The organism is Segatella sp. (assembly GCF_977051555.1).
This window is the reverse complement of record NZ_CDRSSE010000065.1, coordinates 1-13,696: the sequence shown is the minus strand read 5'-3', so window position 1 is coordinate 13,696 and position 13,696 is coordinate 1. Positions and strand designations below refer to the sequence as shown.

7 protein-coding genes and 1 pseudogene are annotated in these 13,696 nt (G+C 46.7%); all 8 read left to right on the top strand.

The window, feature by feature from the left end; genetic code table 11:
• Positions 1-245, top strand: a pseudogene (locus ACWJAO_RS12465) (glucosamine-6-phosphate deaminase); the annotation flags it as partial.
• A gap of 22 nt (positions 246-267) precedes the next feature.
• Positions 268-2,610, top strand: a complete 2,343-nt coding sequence (locus ACWJAO_RS12460) for a family 20 glycosylhydrolase (protein WP_449140488.1) — start codon at positions 268-270, stop codon at positions 2,608-2,610.
• A gap of 9 nt (positions 2,611-2,619) precedes the next feature.
• A complete protein-coding gene (locus ACWJAO_RS12455; protein ID WP_449140487.1) occupies positions 2,620-5,763 on the top strand; it encodes a glycoside hydrolase family 2 TIM barrel-domain containing protein in 3,144 nt (1,047 codons plus the stop codon).
• 346 nt (positions 5,764-6,109) lie between these two features.
• Positions 6,110-6,466 carry a P-II family nitrogen regulator gene (locus ACWJAO_RS12450; protein ID WP_006848366.1) on the top strand — a complete coding sequence of 119 codons (357 nt, stop codon included), beginning with the start codon at positions 6,110-6,112 and terminating at the stop codon, positions 6,464-6,466.
• 166 nt (positions 6,467-6,632) lie between these two features.
• Positions 6,633-7,895 (top strand): ammonium transporter, encoded by a 1,263-nt coding sequence (locus ACWJAO_RS12445; protein ID WP_449140486.1) that lies wholly within the window; start codon positions 6,633-6,635, stop codon positions 7,893-7,895.
• Positions 7,896-8,091: 196 nt separating this feature from the next.
• The gene (locus ACWJAO_RS12440; RefSeq protein WP_449140485.1) at positions 8,092-8,823 is read left to right on the top strand and encodes a hypothetical protein; all 732 of its coding nucleotides are present in this window, start codon (positions 8,092-8,094) and stop codon (positions 8,821-8,823) included.
• 474 nt (positions 8,824-9,297) lie between these two features.
• Positions 9,298-11,085 (top strand): asparagine synthase B, encoded by a 1,788-nt coding sequence (gene asnB, locus ACWJAO_RS12435; RefSeq protein WP_449140484.1) that lies wholly within the window; start codon positions 9,298-9,300, stop codon positions 11,083-11,085.
• Positions 11,086-11,154: 69 nt separating this feature from the next.
• Positions 11,155-13,696 (top strand): glutamate synthase central domain-containing protein (locus tag ACWJAO_RS12430; RefSeq protein WP_449140483.1); only part of this gene is annotated, 2,542 nt, incomplete at its 3' end.

Below are 13,696 nucleotides of genomic sequence, written 5' to 3'. Positions count from 1 at the left end.
CAGAATGGGAGATTGAGAATATCGAAATGTGTGTTCCATTGAGCCCTGAGGAGTTGCGGGCAAAGCGTAACTCTATTCTCAAGCATCAGTCGCAGATGGAGAGTGCTCCTTTCTTGGGTAATGATGAGCGCCTGTTCTGGCAGAGAGCCGAAGACCGTAACCGTGCTACTGCATCGCTCTACGACCAGTTGGGTCTGGCATGCTATGAGGCCATGGAGGCTTTCGTGGAGTACAAGCCATTGTAATAACTTATTAATATATTAAATCATGGCAAAGTTCAATCGTTTATTAGGCTCGTTTGTAGCCTGTGCAGCGATGCTGGGTGGTATCTCCACTCCGGCATCTGCTGCCGATATTAATATTATCCCGATACCGGTGAAGACTCAGGTACAGAAAGGTGAGTTCGTATTGCCACAGAAGGTGGTAATCGCTTACCAGACGGCTGAAGGCAGAAATATCGCCCAGTACATGGCAGACAAACTGAAGGCTTCTACAGGTTATGAGGTAACGGTAGGTGGAAAGAAGGGGAATATCTCTATACAGATTTCTCCTTCGCTGGAAATTGCCGAGGAAGGTTATCGCCTTACCGTAACCGCCAAGGGGGTTGTTATCAAGGCGAAGACCGCCAAGGGCGCCTTCTACGGTATGCAGAGTTTCATGCAGTTACTCCCTGCCCAGATAGAGAGCGCAACCCGGGTGGATGGGGTGAAATGGGTAGCACAATGCTGTGATATCCAGGATGCTCCACGCTTCGGCTACCGTGGATTCCATCTTGATCCATGCCGCCATTTCATTTCTGTCGAGAATGTGAAGAAGCAACTGGACCTGATGTCTATGTTCAAGGTGAACACCATGCACTTCCATCTGACGGAAGACCAGGGCTGGCGTATCGAAATCAAGAAATATCCTAAACTTACTTCTGTGGGCAGTATCCGTACCGAGGGCGATGGCTCTCTTTATGGCGGTTTCTATACCCAGGAGCAGATTAAGGAAATAGTGGATTATGCTGCCAAGCGCTATATTACCGTGATTCCGGAAATCGACCTTCCTGGTCACATGATGGCAGCTATCTCTGCTTATCCTTATCTTTCATGCAAAGGTGAGCAGTGGTCGGTGAGAACAGTTTGGGGTGTAGAGGATATCGTGATGTGTCCGGGCAAGGAAGATATGTTCCGCTTCCTGGATGACATCTTTAGTGAGATTGTTCCTCTCTTCCCAGGTAAATACTTCCATATCGGTGGCGACGAGTGTCCGAAGACCAGTTGGAAAAACTGCCCTGCCTGTCAGAAGCGTATTCAGACTGAGGGCTTGCAGGCAGAAGGAAAGCATTCGGCTGAGGAAAGACTGCAGAGCTACGTTATCAAGCGCATAGAGAAAATGCTGGAGAAGCGTGGCAGAAAGATTATCGGATGGGACGAGATTCTGGAAGGCGGATTGAGTGAGAATGCTACCGTGATGTCATGGCGTGGAACGGAAGGAGGTATCGAGGCTGCCATGCAGAAGCATGATGTCATCATGACGCCGGGCAGCGAAGGTATGTATCTCGACTGGTATCAGGGCGACAGCAAGGTGGAGCCTGTAACCATTCCTAGTCCTCCTAGATATCTGGCTTCTACCTATAATTATAATCCGGTACCTGATACCATCAAGGCGTTGGGACTGGCTCATCATATCTTGGGCGTTCAGTGTAACAACTGGTCGGAATATATGTATTCCAATGCCAAGATGGAGTATATGATGTATCCTCGTGCCATTGCTCTCTCTGAGATTGCATGGTCGCCAGTGAACAGGAAAAACTTCAAGGATTTCTGCCGCCGACTGGATGCAAACTGTGTTCGTCTGGACGAGCGTCATATCCGTTATCATATCCCATTGCCTGAGCAGCCTTTCGGGTCTTGCGATAAGGTAGTTATTACTGGGGATACTGCGGTAACCTTTACCACCTCGCGTCCTATGAAGATGGTTTATACATTGGATGGAAGTACACCAACTCCTTCTTCTGCGGCTTATGCAGAGCCTATCAGGGTGAGTGGAAACACCATCATCAAGATAGCAACCATATTGCCTTCAGGCAAGATGAGCCGTATCAGAACCGTTGATGTTGAGAAGCAGACTTATGCTCCTGCTGTTAAGGTGGAGGGCGCAAAACCTGGGTTGCAGATGAAGCGCATTAAGGGCAACTATCTGAAGGTTGACCAGCTGGAATGGGCTGATGCTGCCTGGGAGTGTGCAAACATCGAGGGCTTGGAGCAGATGAAGATTCAGCAGAAGGATGATGCTGCTACCTTGCGCGGTGCCAATAATTATGCTGCCATCGCTGAGGGCTACATCAATATTCCGGAGGATGGTGTCTATTATCTCTCTTCCCGTCTGGAGCAGGTTTGGATTGATAACAAACTCATGATCAGCAACGAGGGGGATGTGAAGGCTGGTACCAATCATGATACTTCTGTAGCATTGGCTAAGGGATTGCATCCTTTCAAGGTGGTTTTCCTCGGCAATATCGTTGGCGGCTGGCCTTCATGGTGGAGCAGTCTCGGCATTGAAATGCGCAAGGACAGCGAACAGAAGTTTACACCAGTAGATAACTCTATGTTTTTCAGAAAATAATAAACAGATATGAGCATCAGAAATATAGCAAATGTATCGCTTTGCCTCGCCTTGCTGTCTGTCGGCAATGGCGTGGCGGCTCAGAACGAGTCGCGCTGGCATAATGTGGATATCAACCAGCAGAACCGCGAACCTCGCCGTGCTGCTTTCTTCGCATACGAGACCCTTGACAAAGCACAGAGTTTTGACAAGAAGAAGTCGGCCAACTATCTTTCGATGGAAGGCATGTGGAAGTTTAACTTCGTGAAGGATCATAACAAGCGTCCTGCCAACTTCTTTGCAGCCAACTATGACGATTCGGAGTGGAAGGATTTCCCTGTACCGGGGCTGTTCGAACTGAACGGTTATGGAGATGCTACTTATAAGAATGTCGGTTATGCCTGGGCTACCCAGTTTGATCCGAATCCTCCTTATATCAGCGAACTCAACAACTATACGGGTTCTTATCGTCGTACCTTCGAACTTCCTAAGGACTGGAAGGGCAAGGATGTCTATTTCCATGTAGGTTCGGCTACCAGCAACCTGACCCTTTGGGTGAACGGCAAGTATGTGGGATATAGTGAAGACAGCAAGGTGGCTGCCGAGTTTAATATCTCCAAGTATCTGAAGCCGGGCAAGAACCTGATAGCTATGCAGGTGATGCGCTGGTGCGACGGTTCTTATTTCGAGGATCAGGACTTCTGGCGCTTTACTGGTATAGCCCGTGAGGTTTATCTCTATGCACGTCCGAAACTTCATGCTGCCGATATCCGTCTTGATGCCGGTTTGATGAATAATTATCGGGATGGTATCCTGAACTATCAGATAGCGCTGAAGGGCGGCAAGACTGATGTGACTGTTGCCTTGTGCGATAAGGATGGCAAGCAAATAGCATCGGCTACCGGAGCTCAGGGTGTAATCAAAGTACCGAAGGTGAAGGCTTGGACTGCTGAGACACCTTATTTATATAAGGTATACATCTCTCTGAAGAATAAGCAGGGGGTAGCGGAGGTGATTCCGCAGAAGGTGGGCTTTCGCAATGTGGAAATCAAGAACGCCCAGTTGCTGGTGAACGGCAAGCCTGTACTGATTAAGGGTGTCAACAGGCATGAGATAGATCCGGATGGTGGATATGTGGTAAGTGTAGAGCGCATGATTCAGGATATCAGAATCATGAAACAGTTGAACATCAATGCGGTTCGTACCTGCCATTATCCTGACGATCCTCGCTGGTATGAACTCTGTGATGAATACGGACTGTATCTTACAGCTGAGGCTAACCTCGAATCTCATGGTATGGGATATGGGGAGAAATCACTCGCTAAGTTCCCTGAGTATCTCCAGACTCACATCGAACGCAATGAAGGTAATGTGAAAAGTTTTATCAATCACCCTTCTATCATCGTATGGAGTTTGGGTAATGAGTGTGGTTACGGCATCAACTTCGAAAAGACCTATGACTGGGTGAAAGCGCTAGACAAGACGCGTCCTGTTCAGTATGAGCGTGGCGGTTATGACAGCAAGACCGATATCCACTGTCCGATGTATATCGACTACGAGGAGAGTGAGAAATATTGCAAGAGTGATGGCGTAAAGCCATACATCCAGTGCGAATATGCTCATGCCATGGGTAATTCGGAAGGCGGTTTTAAGGAATATTGGGACCTCATCCGTAAGTATCCTAAGTATCAGGGTGGCTATATCTGGGACTTCGTAGATCAGGGCATTCGTGACAAGAGTCCTGTCACCGGTAAGGAAATCTTTACTTATGGTGGAGATTACGGCCGCTATCCGGCAAGTGACTATAACTTCAACTGTAATGGTATCATTGCTCCAGACCGCCGTCTGAATCCTCATGCTTACGAGATTCAGTACTATCATCAGAATGTATGGATCAAGGACCTGGATGCTGTGAATGGTGCTTTCAAGGTTTACAACGAGAACTTCTTCAAGAATATCGATGACTTGAACCTGACCGCTACGGTTTATGCCAATGGTGTGAAACTGGCTACAGTTGAGATTCCTGAAACAAAGGGTATTGCTCCTCAGGCTACCAAACTGATCAAGAGTGATGAACTGAAGTATGCGGTGGCTGAGGCTGAATCGAAGCATGCAAAGGAGGAGATTGTTCTTAACTTTGCTTTTGCAAGCAATGGCACACAGCCGCTGGTAGACAAGGGCCAGGTGATGGCTCGCCAGCAGTTTATCATCAGCGATTATCAGTTTGCCAAACCGGCGGTTCCTGCTGTTGCTGCTGCGCCAACCAAGAAGGGTAAGGTGCAGCAGACAAGCAGTATGGAGGTGGAGGAAACCAACTCTTATGTGAAGGTCAGCGCACAGAGAATGTCTGTTACCATAGGCAAGAAGACGGGTATGATAGATTATCTCGATGTAGATGGTGAACCGATGTTGAAGTTCCGTGAGAGTATGACTCCGGAATTCTGGCGTGCTCCTACCGATAATGACTATGGAGCATCTCTGCAGAAGGAGATGAGAGTATGGAAGAACCCGCAGATGACTCTGAAGTCTTTCGACAAAAATGTGAGTAAGGACAATGTGGTGCTGACAGCTCTCTTCGATATGCCTGATGTGAAAGCTCAGCTGATGCTCCGCTATGACATCAGTGCTGCGGGCGAGGTGAATGTTACCCAGAAGATGACTACCGACAAGGAGGTTCAGGTTGCCGATCTGTTCAGATTCGGTCTGCAGTTGCAGATGCCTGCTACTTTCTCTAAGCTCGAGTATTATGGTAGAGGTCCTGAAGAGAACTACGTAGATCGTCATTCTTCTGCTTTTATCGGCAAGTACGAGTCTGACGTGAAGGATGAATATTATCCATATATCCGTCCGCAGGAGAGTGGTAACCATACCGATATCCGCTATTTCTCTATCTTCAATCCAACCACCGGCAAGGGTATTACCTTTGAGGGTTATGAACCTATGGAGTGCAGTGCTATCCCTTATCTGGTAGAGGATTTGGATTCTGGTATCGAGAAAACGCATGCATGGGGACAACACAGTGGTGATTTGGTGGATAAGGGACTCGTGCAGTTGCATATCCAGAAATGCCAGTATCCTTTGGGCTGCATCGACAGTTGGATGACCAAGCCTATGGAGAAGTATCGTCTCCATTATGCTGATCGTGAATTTACATTCAAAATAAAGGCAAAATAAAATTTCCGTTATAAAACTCAGATATATGCGGAAATACGGGTATAAGATTAAGTTTAAATAATAAAGTAACCCTAGTTTTAGGGTTGAGAGTTTGTTTTTAGGTTTGCCGCTTGAGGGGTCTTTTGGGCCTTTCAAGCGTTTTTTTATTGTTTGTTTCAAAATGAAACGAATAACGTGTAATTTGCTTTCATTTTGCTTGATATTTTTAAAGGTGTAATGCAAAATAATAACTAAACGAAAAATCTAACATCAAAAAGTAAGTAATATTGTCGGTAATTAAGCAAAATGTCGTACCTTTGCACCAGAAAATAAACAAAATGTAAATTAATTAATAGGAGAGATTAACATGAAAAAGATTGAAGCAATCATCCGTAAGACTAAGTTTGAGGATGTAAAGGAAGCATTGCTTGCCGCCGACATCGAGTGGTTCTCTTACTACGATGTAAGAGGAGAGGGCAAGATGAGACAGGCTCGAATCTATCGTGGTGTCATGTATGATACCAGTAGTATTGAGCGAGTGTTACTGAACGTTGTCGTGCGCGACAAGAACGTCGAGAAAACGATTAATGCCATCCAGGAGGCTGCCCGTACAGGCGAGATTGGTGATGGTCGAATCTTTGTAATTCCTGTAGAGGATACCGTGAGAATCCGTACAGGTGAAAGAGGCGACATCGCACTTTATAATGCGGAGCAGGAAAAATAATATTTAATGTTAAGTGTTTAATGTTAAATGTTAACAGAATTGGATGAATTAATAGTAAAATCGGAATGTTTGGGAGTTAGGTGAGAGTATCGAGTGCTAAGTGGACGTATGCTAACTTAACATTTAACACTTAACATTTAACATTCCTTCTTAAAAGGTAAAGATTATGAGTGTACAGGATTTAGGAATTTCAGTAGATACCGTATGGATGCTCTTGGCAGCCATGTTGGTCTTTTTCATGCAGCCGGGATTTGCCCTCTGCGAGGCGGGCTTTACCCGTAGTAAAAATACAGCGAACATCTTGTTTAAGAACTTTGTCGACTTCATGATCGGTTCCGTTCTTTTCTGGTTCGTTGGTTTCGGATTTATGTTTGGTAGTGATGGTGCCGGATTCATCGGTATGCCTAACTTTGGCGATTTGTCTTTCTATACAAATGCAGCCGGTCTTCCTACAGAAGGCTTCCTGATGTTTGAGACAGTATTCTGCGCTACTAGTGCTACCATCGTATCAGGTGCCATGGCAGAACGTACCAAGTTCTCCATGTACTGTGTTTATTCATTCTTCATTTCGTTGATTATCTACCCTGTAGAAGGTCACTGGACATGGGGTGGTGGCTGGCTTTGCAACAGCGAGGCAGGTTCATTCATGATGAACACCTTCGGTGCAGCTTTCCATGATTTCGCAGGTTCTGCCATTGTACATAGTGTAGGTGGTGTACTTTCTTTGGTTGGTGCCATCTGCTTAGGTCCTCGTTTGGGTAAGTATCGCAACGGCAAGAGTACTGCTATCCCAGGTCACAACCTGATGGCTGCTGCCCTCGGTGTATTCATCCTCTGGTTCGGTTGGTTCGGTTTCAACCCTGGTTCTCAGCTCGCTGCTTCTGGTGAGGTAAACCGTGTTGCTATCAGTCACGTATTCCTGACAACCAACTTGGCTGCAGTCTGCGGTGGTTTGGGTACCATGTTCACATCTTGGATCAAGTATGGTAAGCCATCATTCTCATTGACATTGAATGGTATCCTGGCTGGTTTGGTAGCCATTACTGCCGGTTGCGATTTGGTTAGTCCATTGGGCTCAGCCATCATCGGTCTCTTGGCAGGTATCATCTTGGTATTCTCTATCGAGTTCATTGATACAAAACTTCATATTGATGACCCTGTAGGTGCAAGTTCAGTACATGGTGTTTGTGGTATCTTCGGTACCTTGATGACCGGTCTCTTCGCCCTCGATGGTGGTGCTTTCTATGGTGGCGGTTTCGGATTCTTCGGTGCTCAGTGCTTCGGTATCCTCTGTATCGACCTTTGGGCAGCTGTGACAGGTATCATCCTCTTCTGGGGTATCAAGAAGATTTGTGGTCTCCGTGTTGACAAGAGAATTGAGGAAGAAGGTCTCGATATCTACGAGCATGGTGAGAGTTGCTACAACTAAAGATACTTTCATATAGCGGGAGAGATTTTTCAAAAGAAGTTTTGGCGAGCAAGGTTTTTATTGTACCTTTTGTAAGGTACGCTGCATCTTGACAATAGAAATAAATTACGTTTTGTTTTGTGTTGTTTCTGGTTTGCAGTACCTTTGCAGCCGAAACTTTTAAAAACAAAGATGTATCACATTAAAATAAGAGAATATGAAGAAGATTTTTGATATAAAGAAAATGGGTGCCTTTGCACTTGGTTTGGTTGCTTTTGCTCCTGCTGCTTCTGCTCAGGATGAGGTGGAAACAACAATCGCTGCAGATGTTGTAAACCAATATATCTGGCGTGGCCAGGATCTTGGTAACGTATCTCTCCAGCCAACACTGGGTATTGGCTATAAAGGTTTCTCATTGACAGGTTGGGGTAGCGTAGGTCTTTCCAAATGGGATGACACCAAGGAATTCGACTTGACTGCTGCCTATTCAACAGGTGGCTTTACCATTGGAATTACCGACTACTGGTTTAATTCTGGTGATGGTCGTTACTTCGAGTATGATTCTCATAAGACAGCACATGTTTTTGAAGCCAATATTGGTTACGACTTCGGTCCTGTAGCCTTGAACTGGTATACCAACTTTGCAGGAGCAGATGGTCTGGACAAGGATGGTGACCGTGCTTATTCTTCATATGTTGAGGCATCCGCTCCGTTCAAGTTGGGTGGTTGCGATTGGACTGCTACGATTGGTGCTGTGCCTTTTGCCACATCTTTCTATTATGGACATGAGAATGGCGTTGGCGGTTTTGCTGTTACCAATGTTTCTGTAAAGGCAACCAAGGATATCAAGATTACTGATTCCTTCAGCGTTCCAGTCTTTGCTCAGGTAGCAGCCAACCCTAGTAGCGAGAAAGCTTATCTGGTAGTAGGTTTTACCTTGCAGCCATAACAGGCTCTTAGGTTTTACGATATAATCTTACGTTGGTAGGTTTAAGTTTTTATTTTTTTATTTTAAATGCCGATAGTTCCACCAAAGAGCTATCGGCATTTCTTTGTATGGTGTGGGTGTGGGGGGTAGAAAGTTGTATATGATGTAAAATGTGCTCTAGAAACGCTTTATTTATCTTAAAATCGGTTGTATTTTACAGATTGTAATCAAAATATGTATTTTTCTTTTCAATTTATCATAAATTTCTTGTTAATATGTGTTGATGTGTTATTGTTGTGATAAAGTAAAGACAAAATGCTACTATTCTTTTCTTTATTCTAACAAAAAGTTGTAATTTTGCACACGAAACATAGCAAAAAGTAATTTTAAGCTTTGTTTTTGCTTGGTTTGATCCTAAAAGAATCGTTGGGACATGCCAAGGTGAATAAGAGAGAATAATAGTTAAAAATAACCGTAAAAGAAAGGAAAAGATTTATGTGTGGAATCGTATCTATCTTCAATATTCAGGAGCAGACTCCTGAATTGCGACAGCAAGCGCTTCGTATGAGCCAGAAGATTCGTCATCGCGGACCAGACTGGAGCGGAATCTACTGTGGTGGTTCTGCTATCCTGGCACATGAGCGTCTGAGTATTGTAGACCCTGAAAGTGGTCGCCAACCTTTGTTTGCACCAGACAAAAAACAGGTGCTTGCCGTAAACGGTGAGATTTATAATCATCAGGACATCCGTGCCCGTTTTGCTGGAAAATACCAGTATCAGACTGGTTCCGACTGTGAGGTGATTCTTTCTCTCTATCGTGAGATGCGGGAAGATGCAGATTTCGCTACCTTAATATATAAAGGTGAAGATGCTTTGCATGCCCGTATCACCAAGATGCTCGAAGAACTGAACGGTATCTTTGCCTTTGCTCTTTACGATGCCGAACGTGATGAGTTCCTCATCGCTCGAGACCCGATCGGAGTCATTCCTCTTTATATCGGTTATGATAAAGATGGAAAAGTGCTGGTGGCAAGTGAGTTGAAAGCTTTGGAAGGTCAGTGCGACCACTATGAGCCATTCCTCCCAGGTCATTATTATTATAGCAAGAACCCTGGCATGAAGCGTTACTATTCACGCGATTGGTTTGAGTATGCTGCCATGCAGAAAAAATATCAGATTGATGATGCCAAGAAGGCTGAAGAACAGCTGAAGGATGCTGAACCTCAGGAGAAAGCGGCAGTGAAAGAGATTCATGATGCTTTGGAGGCTTCTGTCAAACGTCAGTTGATGAGTGATGTTCCTTATGGTGTTCTTCTCAGCGGTGGTCTCGATTCTTCCGTCATCTCTGCCGTAGCCGAGAAATTCTCTTCTACCCGTGTAGAGAACGGTGGTGAAACCAAGGCTTACTGGCCTCGACTTCACTCCTTCGCCGTTGGTTTGAAGGGTGCGCCTGATTTGGCAAAGGCACGATTGGTAGCCGATCACATCGGTACCGTGCATCACGAAATCAACTACACCATCCAGGAAGGTCTGGATGCCATCCGGGATGTCATCTACTTCATCGAGACCTACGATGTTACCACCGTGCGTGCATCTACCCCAATGTATCTCCTGGCGAGAGTCATCCGAAGCATGGGTATCAAGATGGTGCTTTCGGGCGAGGGAGCCGACGAGGTATTCGGAGGTTATCTCTACTTCCACAAGGCGCCGGATGCCAAGGCTTTCCACGAGGAAACCGTCCGTAAGCTCGGTAAACTCTACCTCTACGATTGCCTGAGAGCCAACAAGAGTCTGGCGGCATGGGGTATTGAGGGCCGTGTGCCTTTCCTCGACAAGGAGTTCCTGGATGTAGCGATGGGTATGAACCCGGTATTGAAGATGTGTCCGGATAAGACCATCGAGAAGAAGGTGGTACGTGAGGCTTTCGCCGATCTGCTTCCGGAAGAAGTAGCATGGCGACAGAAGGAGCAGTTCTCTGATGGAGTGGGCTATTCATGGATTGATACTCTGAAGCAGATTACCGCATCAGCCGTCAGCGATGAGCAGATGGCGCATGCTGCCGAGCGATTCCCTATCAATCCTCCACAGAACAAGGAGGAGTACTATTATCGCTCAATCTTCGCCGAGCACTTCCCAAGCGACAGCGCTGCCAAGAGTGTACCTAGCGTACCTAGCGTAGCCTGCTCTACAGCCGAAGCCCTTGCCTGGGATGCCTCTTTCAAGAATCAGAACGATCCTAGCGGTAGAGCCGTAGCAGGAGTTCATGAGCAGGCGTATAAATAACATAGCTTTTACGAGCAAGCATATCAATGATAAAATAGTTAGAAATAACCGATATAAAACGAACAAGAAATGGAAAAAGGATTGTACAGTTCAGCCTATGAGCACGATGCGTGTGGCGTAGGTATGGTGGTGAATATCCACGGTAACAAGAGTCATGAGCTGGTCGATAACGCCTTGAAGGTACTCGAGAACATGCGTCATCGTGGTGCAGAGGGTGCCGATAACAAGACGGGTGATGGTGCCGGTATCATGCTCCAGATTCCACATGAGTTTATTCTTCTTCAGGGTATCCCTGTACCGGAAAAGGGAAAATATGGTACGGGTCTCGTCTTCTTACCTAAGGATGAGAAGAAACAGCAGGATATTCTCTCTATCATGATTGAGGAAATTGAACGCGAGGGATTGCAGCTGATGCATCTCCGCAATGTGCCTACTAACCCTAATTGTCTGGGTGAGGCTGCATTGAGCAATGAACCTGCCATCAAACAGGTGTTCATTACAGGTGTTACAGATGATAAGGTGCCTGTCTTCGAGCGCATCCTCTATCTCATCCGCAAGCGTATCGAGAAACGTGTCTGTGATCCTGATTTCTATATCTGTTCGTTGTCTAATTCGAACATCGTATATAAGGGTATGTTGAGCAGCCTCCAACTGCGTCAGTACTATCCTGATTTGACGAATAATTATTTTACAAGCGGTTTGGCTCTGGTTCACTCCCGCTTCTCTACCAACACCTTCCCAACATGGAGTCTGGCTCAGCCATTCCGTCTCCTTGCCCACAATGGTGAGATCAACACCATCCGTGGTAACCGTGCCTGGATGAAGGCTCGCGAGAGTGTGTTGAGCAGTGAGGCTCTGGGCGATATCCGTGAGATCTCTCCTATCGTTCAGCCTGATATGAGTGACTCTGCCAGTCTCGACAATGTATTCGAGTTCTTCGTGATGAGTGGTCTGTCATTGCCTCATGCCATGGCTGTCATGGTTCCTGAGAGCTTCAACGACAAGAACCCTATCTCTGAGGATCTGAAAGCTTTCTATGAGTACCACTCTATCCTGATGGAGCCATGGGATGGTCCTGCCGCCCTGCTCTTCAGCGATGGCCGTTATGCCGGTGGTATGCTCGATAGAAATGGTCTGCGTCCTGCCCGCTACACCATCACCAAGAACGATATGATGGTAGTCGCATCTGAGGTAGGTGTGATGGATTTCGACCCGACCGAGATTGCCGAGAAGGGCCGTCTGCAGCCTGGTAAGATTCTCCTCATCGATACCCAGGAAGGCAAGATCTACTATGATGGCGAAATCAAGGAGCGCCTGGCTGAGGCTCATCCTTACCGTCAGTGGTTGAACACCAACCGTATTGAACTGGAAAAGCTCCGCAGCGGCCGTAAGGTGGAAAACAGTGTGGAAAACCTCACTCGCAAGGAATTGGAGTTCGGTTTTGGCGAGGAAGATATCGATGGTACCATCATTCCAATGGCTACCAAGGGTCAGGAGCCTACTGCATCTATGGGTAATGATACACCACTTGCCGTGCTCTCAGACCAGCCACAGATTTTCTTCAACTACTTCCGTCAGCAGTTTGCTCAGGTTACCAACCCTGCCATCGACTCTATCCGTGAGAACCTTGTGATGAGTCTTACCGAGTATATCGGTAGAGTAGGTTCCGGCATTCTGAACCCGGACGAAAGTAACTGCAAGATGGTTCGTCTGCCACATCCTATCTTGACGAATACTCAGTTGGATATCCTTCAGAATATCCGCTACAAGGGCTTCAATACAGTAAAACTCCCCATGCTCTTCGAAACCGCCAAGGGTGAAGAAGGACTGCATGAGGCTTTGGATGAACTCTGTAAGCAGGCTGCCCAGAGCGTGGATGATGGTTACAACTACATCATCCTGAGCGACCGTGGCGTGGATGAGACCCATGCGGCAATCCCATCATTGCTCGCCGTGAGCGCCGTACATCATTATCTGATTGATGCCGGCAAGCGTGTGCAGACAGCCCTCATCGTTGAGAGCGGTGAGATTCGTGAGGTAATGCATGCAGCCCTGTTGTTGGGTTACGGTGCTTCAGCCCTCTGTCCATACCTGACATACGCCATCCTCGACGACCTGGTCAAGAAGGGGAAGGTCCAGGAGGATTACCATACAGCCGAGCAGAACTATATCAAGGCTGTGAAGAAGGGCTTGTTCAAGATTATGGCTAAGATGGGTATCTCTACCATCCGAAGCTATCGTGGTGCCAAGATCTTCGAGAGCATCGGTTTGAGCGAGAGCCTCCTGAAGAGTTACTTCGGAACAGAGGTGAGCACCATCGGCGGTATCGGACTCGAGACCATCGCCCGTGATGCTATCCGCCTGCACGACAAGGCATTCGAGACCAAGAAGCTCGACTTCCTGCCAAGTCTCGGACAGTTCCACTACCGCAAGGACGGTATCAAGCACGCTTGGAACCCAGAGACCATCGCTACCCTGCAGCTTGCAACCCGCAAGGGCGATTACGATCTCTTCAAGAAATATACACATCTCGTTGACGATAAGCAGGAGCCTATCTTCATCCGCGACTTCTTCGGTTTCCGCAAGAATCCTATCTCTATAGATAAGGTGG